The sequence below is a fragment of the Methanobrevibacter sp. genome, from assembly GCF_017427765.1.
Lineage (GTDB): Archaea > Methanobacteriota > Methanobacteria > Methanobacteriales > Methanobacteriaceae > Methanocatella.
The window spans coordinates 62,451-81,689 of the sequence record NZ_JAFRSC010000026.1 but is presented as its reverse complement, the minus strand read 5'-3'; the positions used below and the strand labels follow the sequence as shown (position 1 = coordinate 81,689).

The following is a 19,239-nucleotide window of genomic DNA, read 5'->3' as shown; positions in this document are numbered from 1 at the left end:
ATTTTTTAAACCAATCTTATTTTTAACTGCAAAAAATTATTTAACCTATTTTTAAAAAAATAATATCCGATAATATGAAATGGAAAATCGGCAATGTCGAAATAGACAACCAGGTCGTTTTAGCACCGATGGCAGGAATATGCGACTCTGCTTTTAGAAGAATAGCCAAATCAATGGGTTGCGGACTTATTGAAACTGAAATGGTTTCGGCAAAATCACTGATGTATGACAACTGGAAAACCAAGGAAATGCTATACATGACCGAAGAGGAAAGGCCAATTTCACAGCAGATATTCGGTGCTGAAGCAGAATCATTTAAAATTGCATCCGAATATATCGCAAAAACCATGAACCCGGACATTATTGACATCAACATGGGTTGTCCGGTTACCAAAGTGGCTGTTAAAAGCAATTCGGGAAGTGCACTTTTAAAAAGCCCTGAAAAAATTGAAGACATCGTGAAAACAGTTGTTGATAGTGTTGATGTGCCAGTTACAGTTAAAATAAGAAGCGGATGGGATAGAAAAAACATCAATGCAATTGAAGTTGCAGGAATTATTGAAGATGCCGGCGCATCAGCGATTACCGTTCATCCACGTACTCGAGAAGATCGCTACGACATTCCGGCAGACTGGTCACTAATCAAAGATGTTAAGGACGCAGTGTCAATACCAGTAATTGGAAATGGAGACATCTGGACATGTCATGATGCATCAAAAATGATTGATGAAACAGGCTGTGATGCAATTATGCTTGGAAGAGCAGTTCGTGGAAATCCCTGGTTAATTAAACAGTGCATTGACTATCTGGATTATGGAATTGAACCTCAAAAGGTAACTCTTGATGAAAAGATAACTATGATTAAAAAGCATGTTGATTTGCTTTCAACCAGAATTCCTGAAAAAGTAGCTGTGCATAAAATGAGGACACATGCCGCCTATTATCTTAAAAATTCATATAGAAGCGGAGAAATAAAGCCGAAGCTATTTAAAATCCATACCAAAAAAGAATTGTATGAACTGCTTGAAGAGTATAGAAAATCAATAGCACGTTAATTGACTTCTTTTTCATGGCTTAAATGAATTGCGATATGGCCAATCGCCAGAATTACTGTTGCAATTATCAAGAATATATTTTTTCCTAGACTCCCAAAGCCAAAAATGCCAAAACAGGCAGTGTAGCACCTGCAACGGGAATTTTCAGAAAGCTTGAATACATATCGGCCATTGTCCTGGAGCTTTTGAAATACCTGATCCAGTATATTTCATACAATATCATCAGCACAAAGACAACTGATTATATTATTGATGTTTCATTAATTTTAAATGTGTCAACGAAGATTTGGGCTTCATCCAATGTTTTAAATGTTGCTTTGAAATAGTTATACTGCGCATCAAAACCCTCTTTAAAACCAACAGTCAGATTATTCAAATCAATGAACACATCATATTCAGTGGCATCTTTAAAAATGTATGCTTTATATCCCTGGGAAGTTGTATTGCTGCCCATCTTTTCATAGGATGTGTCATTTTGATGAGATTCGAAATCTCCAGGTTCATCTTCTCCTTCAATGGAAAGTGAACAGAATACACTTTCATTAGAATATGTATAATGTGTTCCGCCTTCAAAACTGTTAAATAGAGAGGGCATAAATTCCTTTTCATCAGTCAAATCATCACTGATATTGAAAAAGGCTTTGTTTGCATAATTATATTCATGTGTTGATATCAGATTGTGCAAATACTGTTGTAGCAGCTGCAAATATCACTAAAATAACTGCCAACACAATTAAAAAGTTTCTTTTATACATGAAATTGCCTCCACATAATATTAAAATAACTTTGGTATCGAAGGCATTTATATATTACTAATATGAATCTATAGAAAAATGAGGAGAAAAAAAGCATGAAAACACATGCTTTTAAATACATAAATAAAAAAAATGGAGGAAAAATTGGTGGTTATTTCCTTTTGATTACAGCATAACCACCAAGAATAGCGCATACGCAGAATAATGCTAATATTGGATTGCCTGTAGCCGGCATTGTGTGTGTTGTTGTTGCGTTGGTTGCATTAACATTTTCACTTGCTGCGTGAGCGGTGAAGTTTCCGGATGTGGTCATTGTTTGTTCGCTGTGGTTTGTATCAGGAGGCACAATAGTACCGTTGTGTCCGTCTTGGCTTGCATCTAAGTAAGGATCTCCACCAGCAGCGTGAATTTCTTCATCGTGAGTGTTATCCGGAGGAATAATTAAACCGTCGTGGCCGTCATGGCTTGCATCCAAATAATAGTCGTTTGCCTGATTTGAAGTATCGTCAGTTGCACTGACTGCGCATACAGAACATATTACACAGAAAATTGCTAGTATTGCAAATAATTTACTTTTGAATTCCATTTGTATCACCCATTAATAATCGAATTTTTTTATGAAGTCAATAAATTTAAAATGCGAGAAGTTAGTTTTATAAATTAACACCCCTCTGCACAAGTAAATATATAAACAAGCCCATATATAAAGATTTTCGAATGTAAGTGCTCACTTGCATCTTAAAATAATCAAAAAAAGAATAATATAATGAATAATAAAAAAATAAGAAATTTAAAAAAGAAAAATGGAATTTAAAAGATTATAAACAAATCAACAGCACAACATTTAAAATTAAAAAACGGATATTAACAAAATAAGAACTAATTAATATATACTGTCCGAGTTAAAACGAATAAACTCAATCATCGGATATGTTTACTATAATATCCAATTAATAAAAATACTGTTTAACTTATAAAATAGCAGTTTAATTAAACGATTTTGAAGAATAAATTACTAAAAAAAGAAAAAGGTAGAAGAGAATTTAATCCCTTCTAGTTAATTGTTATTTTTGTGGTTGCTTTGCAAGACTTGTAGGTACTGTCACCTGCGAAGTTTACAGAAGCATTGTAGACACCCTTCTTGTTGATGTTAAGTTTGAAGGTAGCCTGACCTTTAGCATTGGTTTTTGCAGTATATGTTTTTCCGTTTACAGTAAGTTTAACAGTTTTACCGGATGCCATGTATGTTTTACCATCAATGGATGATCCTTTGTCTGTTTTTAAGGTTACTGTGTAGGATTTTGTTTTTGCAGATGCTTTGAAGGATTTAGCAGCAGCACTTATGGAAGTTTTCTTAAGATTTACAGTAATTGAATTTACTCTAAATGAAGCGTTGAAGTTTTCATCTCCCAAGAATGCTACAGCGAATGTGTAGGTTCCAGCTTTAATTAAGTTGATTTGCAGTTTAGCAATACCTTCACTGTCAGTAGTAGTATTGTATACCCTACCGTTGAATCCGATTTTTACTGCTTTGTTAGCCAATAAGTTACCGGAATCATCAACCAATTTAACTTTATAGTATCCTCCTCTTTCACCAACATAATAATCAATAGCATATGTAGTATAATCATCTGCTATGATTGAAGTTGCACGTCTTACCGGAGTTAAATCTTTTAATGAAATAACCACATTTGCCGGCAAGGTTTGATCGTCACCTGCATAATCAATTACAACAATACTGTTTGAAGTTGCATTAATTACAATTTCACCTTTATCATTGGTGGTTGTTGTTTTCAATTCACCATTGATTGTGTATGAAACATTTACATTTGCAATGCCTTTTCCATCACCATCAACCAAAACGACAACAACAGTTCCATTATCGCTTACGGTAATGTCTTTAAATTCACTAGATTTTTTACCTATGTTGAATGATTGTGATGTATTAGCCTGATTGAAGTTTTCATCACCGAGATAAGTTATATCCAGGTTGTAACTTCCGGTAGGCAATGCAATATTTAATACACCAGTTCCATTATTTAATGCAATGTTGAATACAGTATCATTATATTTGACTTCAACAAATCCAGTAGCATTTTCATCAACTTTAACAGTTAATGTAAGATTATTTCCACTGGTTTCAACATTAGCATCAATTGGAGTATCCTTCTTGATATGACCAATGATTTCAACATCTTTAGATGTAGCGTTAGTGTTGAATACTGAATCACCCATGTATGTTGCAACTATAGTGTAGTTTCCAGGTTCAATGAGGTTAGTTAATGTTTCTACATGACCATCTATAACATCCATATACATAGTATAGGTCTCACCGGTTTCTTCCCAGACCATATAGAGTTTAACCAATCCGGTTGCAGCTTTATTAACATCAACCATAACTAGAGCAGTGTCCTCATAAACTGCAATGTCAAGATCGATAGTAGTATTTTGTTTGGAAACTTCTGTTATGGTAAATGTCACTTGAGTGCTGTTCATATTGTAGTCTTCATCACCAAGATAAGTTACATCAGCAAAGTAACTGTTTGCAGGCAATGTAGTTGTCAGTTTTGCAACACCATCCACAACTTCAACATTAACAACAGTACCACTAATGGTTAATTTTACGAAACCAGTAGCATCTTCATCAACATTCACAGTTAAAGTAACCCTGCTTCCAATCACGTCAGCACGAGCACTAATAGGAGTATCCTTCTTAATATGACCACTAATAGTGAACTCACCGGAAGTAACATTGGTATTAAACCTAGCGTCTCCCATAAATGTTGCAACTACTGAGTAATCACCAGTTAAAAGAACCTCATCAACAATCGCTTTACCATCAATTACATCCACATAGAGTGCAAATTCTTCTGGACCAGTTACTTGGAATTTAACAAGACCAGTAGCAGCATCATCAACACTAACAGTCATCCACACCTCATCTTCATAAGTCACAATATCCATGGAAATTGGAGTGTTTTCCTTAGCAGGCTCTACAAGTGTGAATTCGAGTTTAGTGGAGTTCTTATTGAAGTTCTCATCACCAAGATAAGTAATATCTAAGCTGTAGCTTCCGTAAGGCAATGAAGTGGTCAATGTTGCAATTCCATCATTTACTGCAATGTTAAATACATTATCACCAAATTTGAGTTCGACAAATCCAGTAGCATCTTCATCAACTTTAGCAGTCAATGTGACTCTGTTTCCGTTTGAAACAACATTTGCTGTAATTGGTGTATCCATCAGCACATGTCCAAGGATTTCAACATCCCCAGAAGTAGTGTTGGTATTGAATACTGAATCACCCATATATGTTGCAACTACAGTATAGTTTCCAGGTGCAATACTGTTTGTAAAGGTTTCCACATGACCATCTACAACATCCATGTACACAGTAGACTCCTCACCGGTTTCTTCCCAAACCATGTAGAATTTAACCAATCCTGTTGCAGCTTTATCCAAATCAACTGTAATCCAGGCAGCGTCTTCATAAGTTACAATGTTGAGATCAATAGGAGTATCTTTTTTAGCAACATCAGTTACAGTAAATGTCACTCTGGTATTGTTCATATTGAAGTCATTATCACCAAGGTAAGTTACATCAACATAGTAACTGTTTGCAGGTAATGTAGTTGTCAGTTTTGCGACACCGTCCACCACTTCAATATTAGTAACAGTGCCACTAATGGCCAATTTTACAAAACCAGTAGCTTCGTCATCAACATTCACAGTTAAAGTAACCCTGTTTCCAAGCACATCAGCATGTGCTGAGATTGGAGTGTCCTTCTTAATGTGACCTTTGATAGTGAACTCACCATAAGTAATATTGGTATTAAACCTAGCGTCTCCCATATATGTTACAATTACATTGTAATCACCGAGTAAAAGAACCTCATCAACAAGTGCTTTACCATCAATTACATCCACATATAGTGTAAATTCTTCTGGACCAGTTACTTGGAATTTAACAAGACCGGTTGCAGCATCATCAACACTAACAGTCATCCACACCTCATCTTCATAAGTCACAATATCCATGGAGATTGGAGTGTTTTCCTTAGCAGGCTCTACAATTGTGAAGTCACATGTAGTGGAGTTCATATTGTAGTTCTCATCACCAAGATAAGTTATATCCAGACTGTAGCTTCCATAAGGCAATGAAGTTGTAAGTTTTCCAATTCCATCTTTTAATGCAATGTTAAATACATTATCACCAAATAGAAGTTCAACAAATCCAGTAGCGTTTTCATCAACTTTAACAGTTAAAGTAACTCTGTTTCCATTTGCAACAACATCTGCTGTGATTGGAGTATCTTTCATCACATGTCCAATTATTTCAACGTCCTTGAATGTAGTGTTGGTATTGAATAGTGAATCACCCATGTATGTTGCAACAACAGAATAGTTTCCAGGTAAAAGGCTGTTAGTTAATGTTTCTACATGACCATCTATAACATCCATGTATGCAGTAATGTTTTCGCCTGTTTCTTTCCAAACCATATAGAGTTTAACTAATCCAGTTGCATCTTTATCCAAATCAACTGTAATCCAGATAGTGTCTTCACCAGCTGTAACGTTAAGATCAATAGGAGTATCTTTTTTAGCAACATCAGTTACAGTAAATGTCACTCTAGTATTGTTCATATTGAAGTCGTCATCACCAAGATAAGTAACATCAACTAAGTAACTGTTTGGAACCAATACAGTTGTCAGTGTTGCGACACCATCAACTATTTCAATATTTGTAACAGTACCACCAATAGCCAGTTTTACAAATCCTGTAGCGTCATCATCAACTTTAACAGTTAAAGTAACTCTGTTTCCATTCACAACAGCACGAGCACTAATAGGAGTATCCTTCTTAATATGACCACTAATAGTGAACTCACCAGAAGTAATGTTGGTATTAAACCTGTTGTCTCCCATATAGGTTGCAATTACTCTGTAATCGCCAATTGGAAGAGTATCTTCAAGAATAGCTTTACCATCAATTACGTCCGCATAGAGCGTGTATTCTCCTGTGCTACCAATTACTTGGAATTTGATAAGACCGGTTGCAACATCACTAACAGTAGCTGTCATTCCAACATAGTACTCATCAGTCACAATATCCAAGGAGATTGGAGTGCTTTCCTTAGCAGGCTCTACAATTGTGAAATCACATGTAGTGGAGTTCATATTGTAATTCTCATCACCAAGATAAGTTATATCCAGACTGTAGCTTCCGTAAGGCAATGAAGTTGTAAGTGTTCCGATACCATCTTCTAATGCAATGTTAAATACATTATCACCAAATTTAAGTTCAACAAATCCAGTAGCTTCATCATCAACTTTAACAGTCAATGCAACTCTGGTTCCACTTGAAACAACACTTGCTGTGATTGGAGTATCTTTCAGCACATGTCCAAAGATTTCAACATCCTGAGATGTAGTGTTGGTGTTGAATGCTGAATCGCCCATGTATGTTGCAACTATAGTGTAGTTTCCAGGTTCAATGCTGTTAGTGAATGTTTCCACATGACCATCAATAACATCCATATACATAGTATACTCTTCACCGGTTTCTTTCCAAAGCATATAGAGTTTAACCAATCCAGTTGTGGCTTTATTCAAATCAACCATAATCAGAGCATTGTCTTCACCAGTTATAATGTCAAGATTGATATTAGTATTTTTCTTGGAAGCCTCTGTTACGGTAAATGTCACTTTGGTGCTGTTCATATTGTAGTCATCATCACCAAGGTAAGTTACATCAACAAAGTAACTGTTTGGAACCAGTACAGTTGTTAATGTTGCAACACCATCTACCACTTCAATATTAGTCACAGTACCTCCAACAGTCAGTTTTACAAATCCGGTAGCGTTATCATCAACTTTAACAGTTAAAGTGACCCTGTTTCCAAGCACATCAGCACTAGCACTAATAGGAGTGTCCTTCTTAATGTGGCCTTTGATAGTGAAATCACCATAAGTAATGTTGGTGTTAAACCTGCTGTCTCCCATATAGGTTGCAACTACTGAGTAATCACCAATTATAAGAGTGTCTTCAAGAATAGCTACTCCATTAATTACATCAGAGTATACCACATATTCTTCCGCACCTGATACTTGGAATTTGACAAGACCAGTTGCCTTATCACTAACAGTAGCTGTCATTCCGACATAGTACTCATCAGTCACGATATCCAAAGCGATAGGTGTGTTTTCTTTTTTAGGCTCAACAAGTGTGAATTCTGCTTTGGTGGAGTTTTTATTGTAGTTGTAATCACCAAGGTAAGTTACATCTAAGGTGTAGCTTCCGTAAGGCAATACAGTTGTTAATGTAGATTCACCATTTTCTAATGCAATATTGGATACGCTGAGACCAGATTTGACTTCAACAAATCCTGTAGCGTTTTCATCAACTTTAACAGTTAATGTAACTCTATTTGCATTGGTTTCAACAGTTACATCAATTGGAGTGTCCTTCATTACATGTCCGAGGATTTCAACGTCTTGGGATGTAGTGTTGGTGTTGAATACTGAATCACCCATGTATGTTGCAACTACGGTGTAGTTTCCAGGTTCGATGCTGTTGGTAAAGGTTTCTACATGACCGTCTATAACGTCCATGTACATAGTATATTCTTCACCGCTTTCTTTACCTACCATATAGAATTTTACCAGTCCGGTTGCAGCTTCATTTATATCAACCATAACCAGAGCAGTGTCTTCATAAACATCAATGTTAAGATCAATTGTGGTATTTTCCTTGGAAATTTCTGTAACAGTAAATGTCTCTATAGTGCTGTTGGTATTGTAGTTGTCATCACCAAGGTAAGTTACATCAACAGTGTAACTGTTTGGCATCAGGCTAGTTGTTAATGTTGCAACACCGTCAACTACTTCAATATTAGCAACAGTACCTCCAACGGTCAATCTTACAAATCCTGTAGCGTTTTCATCAACTTTAACAGTTAATGTAACTCTGTATCCATTCACTTTAGAATCAGCAGTAATAGGAGTATCTTTCTTAATGTGACCTTTGAGAGTGAACTCTTCAGAAGTAATGTTGGTATTAAATCTGTTATCACCCATATAGGTTACGATAACTCTGTAATCGCCGGTATCAAGAATATCTTCAAGAACTGCTTGACCATCAATTACATCGACATAGAGAGTGTATTCCTCTTCACCAGTTACTTGGAATTTGACAAGACCGGTTGCTGCTTCATCAACAGTAACAGTCATTGTCACATTGTTTTCTCCGGTTACGATATCCAATTCAATTGGAGTGTCCTGTTTATTTACATTGAATGTTGTGGTATTATATGCGCTGTAGTTACCGTCAACAACAGTTACAGAAACAAAAATATTCTTACCAACATTTAAATCAGGAATATATTTAACTCCTTCTCCATCATTAACAGATACAGTATAGTTTTCACCTCTAATACTTACAATGTATTCACCGTCAACATCAGACTGAACAACAACAGTAGCATTATCACCATAAGTAATATCCTCAACAGAAACAACAACGGAAATCTGTTTACTTGTTACTTCAAATACTGCTTCTTCAAATGCGGAATAATTTCCGTCAATTGCAGTTGCATTAACAGTATAACTTCCGACGATTAAATCAGAAACGGAAATGTTTCCGCTACCGTTTACAACAGTAACTTTATAAGTTTCATTACCTACATAAACGAGATATTCGCCGTCAGCATCTGCACCAACAGTAACTACTGCTTTTTCACCGTAGGTTATATTGGATACAGTAATGTTTAATTCAACAGCTTTAGGCATGACGAGTATTATGCCGGAATAGACTATGGATTTATTGGTGTAGTAGGAATCACCTTCATAAGTACCTGTGACCAGATATTTTCCAACATTGTCTACGACATACAAATTAGGAACAACAAGTTCTTCGAGACAGGACTGTGTGATAGTGTAAACAGGATTCATATTGGAATCATATACAGTGTAGGTAATGTTTCCATATGCATTTTCTGGAACTTTCACACTAACAGTTGCATTTTCACCATAATAAATAGTATCGTTAGATATGTTGAAAATTCCGATATTTTCATTAACTGTTAAATTAGCATAGCCGTATGCTTCATTATAGTCATCAGTTTCAATTTTATAAACTTTGATTTCATATTTACCAGGTTTGAAGTTTTTACTTGGAACTGTAAATGTTCCGCTGCCGTCAATATACAAAGAAACTGCATCATCGTAGCTGTCGTTTATAAACACGGTATAATAATCAGCAACGTCGACTTTTACATTAATTTCAATATCTTCACCATAGTTAGCTTCAGCATCACTTACAGTTATGTTTGGAGTGGTTTTGTAAACTTCCACATAAACTGGTATACCGACTGGATAGTAGTTTTTATTTCCACCATATGATGCTGCAACTAAATAGTTACCATGGGTCAATGTGAGATTTTCAAGCTGAGTCTTGTTATACCATTTTCCATCCAATTGATAGAGAATCTTATCGGTAGCATTATTGATGAGTGTTGCATTAACTTCTAATTTTTCACCCTGAGTAATATTTGATATTGTAACTTTTAATCCAGGATCTATACGATTGACAGTGAATGTTTTGGTTATTTGATTAAATACAAATGTGTTTGAATCTCTGTTTTGTGCATTTAATACCACATCATAGTCTCCACCTGTTAGATTGCTTAAAGTGTAGGTGAAGTTATTGTTAGTTACTTTGACCGGATAGACTTTGTTGTTAATGTTTAAATTGACAGTGAAGCCGAAGTTTGTACCTATGTCAATAGTACCATTAATTATTTCAGTTTGTCCGTAGTCAATATCACTAACAGCATAATCAACGTTTGCAGTATCAAAGGTTGTATTGGTAATGTTCACATTAGGGTTCTCACTATAGATGTTTCTGCAATCGCCTCCCTTATTGTCTGCAAACACACATTCGTTGACACTAGCATTCACATTTGATCCAATGAATAATGCACTTTCGCCTGAACGTGGGTTGTCTGAAAGTGTGTTGGCTAAAAATGAGGATTCTGAAACGGACAGATTTTTGTCTTCACTTAAAACAATATAATTAACAGTATTGTTACTGAATGTACATCCTGAAATACTATTTTGAACATTGTTCCTTGTTTCGATTATACGACTAAATGAATTTCCTGTAAATATTGAATTTTCAATATTCAGGTTAGAATTATTCCTTGCAAAGATACCCCATCCTTTAGTATTATCGTAAAATTCAGCATTGATGAGAACATCATTACATCTCTCAACAGAAATGACTTCACCTGATCCTAATGTGTTTTCAACAAATTCAGTTGATATGACTTTTGCTGAATTCGCATTAGTTATATTAATGAGGCGGCCCCAACTGTCGATTGTATTGTTTTCAAATGTTGATTCATTAATAATAATGTCAGATTTACTATTGACGAGGTAAGTGTGGTATATTTTATTGTCATAAAATTCAGAGTTAACAATACTTAAATTTCCTTCACTGTATATTAATCCTTTAAATGGTTCTGAATTAGTCCCTGCATGAGTGTCGTTAACTAAATTATTTTTGACAAAGGTACATCCGTCAAAAGTCAAATTACCTCTATTCAAAAAGACTGTCTCTTTATACCTATTATCAAATCCAGTGAATATTGCATCACATATGGTAACATCAGAGCCTTCATTAACTGCTATAAACATTAATATTGTTGAATTTGCATCAAAAATAACCTCTCCAAGTGAAATTATGCTTAATTTTTTACCTAAAATACTCACTCCGAGATTACCTAGATTACTGTAACTTCCTTCCATTACATAAATAATGTCTTCAGCTGCAGAATTACGGATAGCTTCAACCAATGTATCGAATTTTCCACCAGTACTGTTGACAATGAAATTGCCCATATATTCACTGACTGTGAATGTGGTTCCGTTTGCTGCATCGTTATAGTTTTCATCACCTTCACGGACAACCATTACGCTGTAGTTTCCTTCTCCAACACTGTCCAATGTTATTTCAGCTGTAGTGTCAGCAATAGTGAAACTTGTAAGCTTATTATTGAAGAGAAGTTGGAATGTTCCGTTTTTACTTGCGTTGATTTTTAAAACAGGTGTACCTTTATCTGCATTCTTAAGGATAATGTCCTCTACGGTCAGATTTATGTAGACATTCGCTTTATTTACGATAAGCCTGTCCCTTATTGATTCACCATAATAAACGTTGCCGTTTTTATCATAAATGACTTCATTTAATATAACGTCATAAGCGCCTTTTGGTAAAACACCGGTATTATATTCAAATATGCCGTCTGTAATTGTGACATCAGCGTCTTTATAGTTAACAAATCCAGGTAATGTTAATTGAAGGTCCATGTTGAATTGAGGGTCAAGTGTACCTGTAATTGTTGTAGGAATGCCGTATTCTCCATCCGGTACGTATAATATCACATCATAGAAATCGAATGTGTTATTACTAAATTCTTGAACATCGCCTGCATTGTAAATGTTTGCAAACTCATAAGCGAAGTTAATTCCAAAGAAGGATTCTGTAAGTTTCAATGTTTTGTTGTTGTAGATTGCCCCACCATTGCCTGTTGCGGTATTTGCAACTAATGTGGAATTATTCACAATCAGCATATTATTATTGTAAATGGCACCTCCGTCCTTTGCACTGAAACTTCCGCTAAATGATGAATTAGCTATGTTTGCTTCACCGTCATTGAAAATTGCACCACCATATCCGTTTGCAGTGTTATCTTCAAAAGTAGAGTTTAAGACTTCTAATGTTCCTTCATTATAAACAGCTCCGCCATTTATACCTTCATTTTCATTGAAAACTGTGTCTTTAATGGTTAATGAATTTTTGTTATATATTGCACCACCATTTCCGTTATTGATGTTTTCTGTGAAATTGGAAGCAACAATTTCTGCATTTCCATTGTTGTACACAACAGAATTTGTATTTATGACATTGCTTGAGAATTCAGCTCCGTCGATGAATAATTTTCCATTATTTAAAACAATAGCATTATTAATGGAATTAAGTGAAAATACACCGTCTGTTATATTTAAGGAACCTGAATTGTATATGATTGTCTCGGTTTCAAAACCTGTGAAAGAACAGTTTTTAAGTGTTAAACTGCCGTAATTTTCAATTGATGCATGATCTTTTATGCCTCCATCAACAAACTCAATGTTTTCAATTACAACATTACATCCTTCAGCCACTGTAAAGAACCAGTTTGTGCTGTTTCCATCGAAAACAACCACGCGGTCTCTGAAATTGGTAAGTGTGAAAGATTTGCTAATGTCAATTTCCATATTCTCATCAATATGATAATTTGCATTTGCATAAATAATACCATTATCTGTAACATTGCCAATAGCGTCAGTTAAGTTTTCATATACCTCATCTGCGGATATGATGAAGTTTGGCACTATCATTTCAAATGATGCATCTTTAAAGATATATGTATTGAGGTCATGGTCATTCATTACACCTATGGTGTAGTTTCCGCCCATCACATCCTCGAAAGTGACATTAAATGTCTGGGAACCGTTATTGTAAATTGAGTATAATGGTATATAATCGAAGTACAGTAAAACGATTGAATCGAAGACATCAGTAGATGTACCGATAACAGTTATTGTCTGGTTGATTTTATCCATTGACCAATTTACTGTATCCTTAGCGTTAAATATACAAGCTTTCTTAACTATTTCATCAGCAGCATCACCAGCAAAGTAATTCATAGTTCTCTCATCATCTTCACCTTGGTAGTTGTCTAAAAATGTACATGCGTAAAATGAAGCTGATACGAACTGTTCAAGACCTTCTGAAATATAGATTGCTCCACCTTCAGATCTTGCAATATTGTTTATAAATGTAGTGTTATATGCAATGACATCTGCATCCTGATCTGAAGTAACTGAACCGATATATATTACTCCACCATATTCAGCTTCGTTATTGTAGAAATTACAGTTCAGCAATGTTAAAGTACCTGCATCCATTTCGATAACTCCACCATCACTGTTGGCATATCCGTTGATTACGGTAATGTTTTCAAGTGTAATGGTAGGTCCTTCTGTGGTATATATAATAGGAATAGGTGGAGCTGCCTCAATTATCTCTACTTCAGTATCATATGTTAAATACAGGAAGTCACTTTCATGTTGACAGTCAAAAATAACCTCTTCGCCTGCAAAAGCTCTGATTGTTATTTCTGCTTCTCCTTCAATATCAATACCGGCGTTTCCATCTTCGTAACAATAGGTTCCTCCTCTAACTGTAATGATTCCTCCCATTAATGAAGCCGCATCTATTGCTTCTTCCAGGGTTTCATAATATTCATAATCTGAATCTTCATCTTCCTGGTATATGAATGGATAGTTATATTCATCATCATAGTCATCTTCATCCTCGCTGAGAATATTTACATTACTTGCGGACCTCATAATGGATAATGGAGCCATTTTGATATTGCTGGTTGAATAGTATAAATCATCACCTTCAAATACTGCATTGATTTCATAGTCTCCGTCATCCAAATCGGAAACGATTAAATCGTCTCTGCAGGATTGGGTTAGGGTTTTAACAATGTTTTTATTTGAATCTGTTATTGTGTAGGTGATATTTCCTACTGCATTTTCCGGAGCTGAAACACCGACAATAGCCTCATTTGGAGATGTGACTTTATTGGATGCATTTAATGTGACTACCGGAATATTTTTAGTGACTTTCAAAGTAGCCTCAGTGGAATTTGATTTGTAGTTTACACGTTCCTGTGAAGTGACTTTGATTGTGTAGGTTCCAGGTTCAAATATTTCATCTATTTCAACAGCTCTGCTACCGTTAACATATTTATCAGTTTTGTAATCTCCAATTTCTATTGTATAGATTGATGGAACATTTGTTTTTATGTTTACAATAACGGTACCATTATCTTCTACTTCCACATCCTCTACAGATATGGTCGGATTAGCTTTATATACTTCAAAATTGACAGTGGAAGATGAAGGTGCGTAATCTTCATTATTGTAGGTAGCTACTAGGGTATATTTTCCTGCATCTAATTTCAATGATTCGAGTTCATCTTTTGTGTATTCTTTTCCATTCAATTGATAACTTATTCTACCTGAAGCAGTGGAAGGCAATGTTTCAACGACTTTCAGGGTTTCACCATAGGTAATATTGTCAACAGAAACATTTAATTCAATGCCTATACGGTTAACTTTGAAAGTTATGCTTATGCTGTCCATCAAGTAGGTATTATTGTTCATATCTACAATATTGTTTAAAACAGCGGTATGTTTTCCATGATTCAATACACCTGCATTATAGGTAAATGCATTGTTTTTAATTTCTGCAGTGACATTTTCACCATCAATGGTTAAGTTTGCTAATGTGTAGATATTGACACCAGGATTTGCTGTACCTTTGATTATTGAGTTATTACCATATGAAACAGTTGACGCTTTTAAGTTAGCATCGCTAACTTCAAAAACAGTATCATGAGCCACGGTAAATCCGTTGCTGTAAACATGCCTGTTTTCTCCTGTGTTATTTATAAAAATACACTCTTCAATGAGTGCTATAACTTTAGGAGAGGTTGCAACAGCTCCAGTTGTTGCATGGTTATCTGTAAATGAACTGCTATCTATAAGTAATGTGAGTTTTTCATTATTAGGGTTTTTGATTAAAATTGCAGAACCCAACTTACCGCTATTGTTATTGAAGGCACAGCCTTCAATGAATGCATTTGAACTTCCGTCAAGACATAAGACTCCTCCGTCGACATCCTTGTTGGCGTTGTTTTCAAAGTTGGATAATCCTATGTCAATTGTTACCTCGGTAGTGTTTGCATTGACATATATTACTCCACCTTCAAGTTGGGCTTTTTCTCCTAAACTATTTTTGATGTTGTTTTTAACGAAATTAGATAGACTTACAGATGCATATCTTGAATTGTTTCCGACATATATTGCAGATCCTTTAACAGCAGTATTCTGTTCAAAATCACATGAATAGATTGCTGATTCAAATTGAGCTATGTTTTTAAAGTGAACTGCTCCTCCTTCACGTGCAGTGTTGTTTATGAATTTGGAATCTGTGATTGAAATATCCTCATAACCCAATGATGTGACTGCTGCAGTACTTACTTTTAAAGGAGCGACATTGTTTATGAAATTACAGTTGTCAATTTCCAGTGATTCTCCGTCACTGAATATAGCTGCTCCACCATTTCCAGCAAATGATGTTTTTGTAATCTTATTGTCTGTAAAATTACAGGAATCCAGGGAAAGATATCCGTGATTGACTATAGCTCCATAATTTGTATTTCTGTTGTGAATTCCTCTGAATGCTATACCATAAATATAGACTTCAGCATTTTTGTTTACGATTATGAAATTCGCATCGCTGCCCTGAGCATCAAAGACCACAGTTTCCAGTGCAATAATATCTAAAGTCTTATTGGATATTACTACTTTTGTGTCTTTATATGTGCCGTTTTTAACATATATTGTATCTTCATTGCCGGAATTGGCTACAGCCTGTGCTAAAGTATCATATTCCACATTTGTACTTACAACGAGGAAGTTGCTGTAGGTTTTACTTACTGAAAAAGTAGTAAAATTCATGGCAAGATCAAAGTTTTCATCAGCATCACGCATAGCAACAACTGAATAATTACCTAAATCAAGACCGGTCAGCTGCATACTGCCTTTACCGTTTACAACTTCAAGCTTATAATATTTATTTCCGATGAAAATTGTGTAATTATTATCCCAATTAGCATAAAGATTTAAAACAGGTATTTCAGGAATTAATACGTCTTTTACTTCAAGATTCAATAATATTTTAGCTTTTGAAATAACTACTTTTAGATATGCAGGGTTTGTTAGATAGAATTCGTTTCCATTTAAATCAGAATAATATACGTGAGTATAGAAATGGTCATTACTGTCTCCCTGAGTATACATTCCTTCCATGGCTAATTCATGTGTTCCACCACTCAGCACTCCAAGATTTATATTAAATTTGTTATCTTCAACAGTAAGCAAATCTCCGAAAACATTCTCATCATCTATGGTTCCTGATAAAAGAGTAAAAGTATTATTTAAATTTGAACCCCAGTCAAAAGCACCATTAAGAATATACTCACTACCATAGGAAGCATCTTTTTTCTTCATTGATAAATTCAAATCATATTCATTAAAATCTAAATTAAATTTCCTTGTAGATGATTTGGAATATATGTTTCTGTAATCAGTTGCAATATTGGAATCAAAAACACAGGAGGTAATATTAACGAGGCTGTCGCTGCTGTCAGTTATATAGATAGCTCCTCCAGTTTCAGCTGTGTTTAGCATGAATGTACTGTCCTCAATTTTAAGATTAGTTGCATATATTGCACCACCTTCAGTTGTTGCATCATTACGGGTAAATTCGGAGCTTGTAATAGTTAAATCGGAAGAAGGATTTGCATTAATTGCTCCTCCCTGTTCACCAGTATTGTTGGTGAAAGTACATTCCTCTATAGTTGCAATAGTGTTTTTTAAGATAATGTGGCCGTTTAAATCAAAAGTTGTATCATTTAGTGCCAGTTTTGAATTTTGGGCATCAATTGGAGTTCCAGGTTGGTTTTGAGAATTTTTAATATTATTAAATTCACAATCTGTAATTGAAGACTCCAAATTGCTAGTGAATATTAATGCTGCATTTGAAAATTTACCGGTTATAGTTATATCTTCTAGGATAAGTTGGGCATTAGCACCTACGTCCAACAGATAATTTTGAGAATTACCTTCAAAAATGACAGTATCATCATATTCAGAAATAATTTTAGGCATAATTGTTACTACTTTATTTCTAATCTGTACGTTAAAATTAGAAGAATCGGTGTAAGTTCCGGCTTCAACAGTAATTACTCCACTTCCACCATTAGGAATAGCATTAACCGCAGCACTTAAAGTTTCAAATACGTCCTTATCGTCTAAAACAAAATAAGGTTCTATAATAGTAAATTCAGTTCCAGAATATATGTATCTTTTTTCATGATCTTTCATCATGTAAACAGTATATGTTCCTTTTTCAAGATCAGTGAATTCTACAGAATGGAAACTAGCCCAAGGTTTTTCAGTATAATAGGAACCGTCTTTATATAAAACCACTAAATTTACACCCTCATCTTCAACGTCAGGAGTTATTTCCACTGATTTAGCAGGAGCGTCTACTTCAATTTCAAGGGAACCCTGTCCTATAAATAGACAATTTTCAAAACTCCAATCTGCACTTTTATCACTATCTATATCATAATCATCAAAGTCGTTTGCATCAGAGCCTTTTTTATTTCCTTCGAAATAACAGCTGTTAAGTGTAACTGAACCTCCATCTTCAATACAGATGGCTCCACCGTATCTGTCAGCCTTATTGTTTATGAACCTGCAGTTGTTGGCTACAAGTGTACCTTCATCCACAACTATGGCACCACCCAATCCATAACTAACTCCATCGGAAGAAGCATGATTTGACTCAAATATACATCCGTTCAGGGTCAATTGTGCTGAATCTTCAACTTCAATAGCACCACCATCTCTTCCCTTCAAATTTTTAAAGGTAATGTCATTGATTGTGACCTTTACATTATTATTAGTTACACGAAGGAACCAACCACTTTCACTTCCATCAAAAGTTACTGGGCCGTTGCCGTATGGCTGGAGTGTTATAGTTACTGCTGTATTAACTTTATACTCAAAATCATCATCATCATCAGAGTATTTATAATAACCTGCCCAAACCTTTATTGTTCCTCCATTATTACCTTCAGCTGCAGACCAGGCATCTTCCAAATCATAATACCATTCACCAGTACCATCATAGTAAAAATTTTTACTACTGTGTTTAAGCAAATCATCATTTGTAGCGGAAAGCACATCATCTGAAGCAGAGGATGCAACTCCCACCTTATGATTTTCATTTCGACTATCATCTACATTAATTTCATCAACATCATTGACACTTTCAACCGCAGGTGAAGTGTCATTGACCTCTTGTTTCAAATCAGAAGAAGTTGTTGCGATATTTGTATCACCAACTTCATCTGTCAAAGCGATATTTGTATCACTAACTTCTCCTTGCAAGGTTTCATTAGCATCAGCCGCTGAAATTGCACCGATACTCATAATCATTACAAGGAGTAGCATCAGTAATATTACCATCCTTTTTTTCGTCATTTTTAATTACCTCATATTGTCTAAAAATCAAGTAATCAAACAGAACATTCGTTCTGTACAATAATACATATATAAATATTGTCAATAAGTACAATACTTAATATATTGTTTTATTTTTGATTATTAATAAATATAATGCATTATTTTTTAATTGATGATTTGAATGAATTCATAAAACAATGGTTAAAGCAAAAAAA

At 34.9% G+C, this 19,239-nt stretch carries 4 protein-coding genes; 1 reads left to right on the top strand and 3 read right to left on the bottom strand.

Features of this window, described 5'->3' with window-relative positions:
- The first annotated feature begins 74 nt into the window (after positions 1 to 74).
- Complete coding sequence (dusB, locus tag IJL02_RS07895) at positions 75 to 1,055, top strand: tRNA dihydrouridine synthase DusB (RefSeq protein WP_292814505.1); 981 nt, start codon at positions 75 to 77, stop codon at positions 1,053 to 1,055.
- A gap of 241 nt (positions 1,056 to 1,296) precedes the next feature.
- On the opposite strand, the gene IJL02_RS07890 is transcribed toward dusB, so the two are convergent.
- The 3 genes from IJL02_RS07890 to IJL02_RS07880 form a co-directional block, all read right to left on the bottom strand.
- A complete protein-coding gene (locus tag IJL02_RS07890; protein ID WP_292814501.1) occupies positions 1,297 to 1,671 on the bottom strand; it encodes a hypothetical protein in 375 nt (124 codons plus the stop codon).
- A gap of 290 nt (positions 1,672 to 1,961) precedes the next feature.
- Entirely contained in the window at positions 1,962 to 2,396 is a 435-nt protein-coding gene (locus IJL02_RS07885; RefSeq protein WP_292813359.1) for a hypothetical protein, read from the bottom strand.
- Positions 2,397 to 2,863: 467 nt separating this feature from the next.
- Positions 2,864 to 19,042, bottom strand: a complete 16,179-nt coding sequence (locus IJL02_RS07880) for an Ig-like domain repeat protein (RefSeq protein ID WP_292814497.1) — start codon at positions 19,040 to 19,042, stop codon at positions 2,864 to 2,866.
- Between the last annotated feature and the right edge of the window lie 197 nt (positions 19,043 to 19,239).

What these genes read in the sequence shown, in the direction of transcription:
- dusB (WP_292814505.1), top strand. Translation starts at nt 75, where the DNA reads ATGAAATGGAAAATCGGCAATGTCGAAATAGACAACCAGGTCGTTTTA.
- IJL02_RS07885 (WP_292813359.1), bottom strand. Translation starts at nt 2,396, where the DNA reads ATGGAATTCAAAAGTAAATTATTTGCAATACTAGCAATTTTCTGTGTA.
- IJL02_RS07880 (WP_292814497.1), bottom strand. Translation starts at nt 19,042, where the DNA reads ATGACGAAAAAAAGGATGGTAATATTACTGATGCTACTCCTTGTAATG.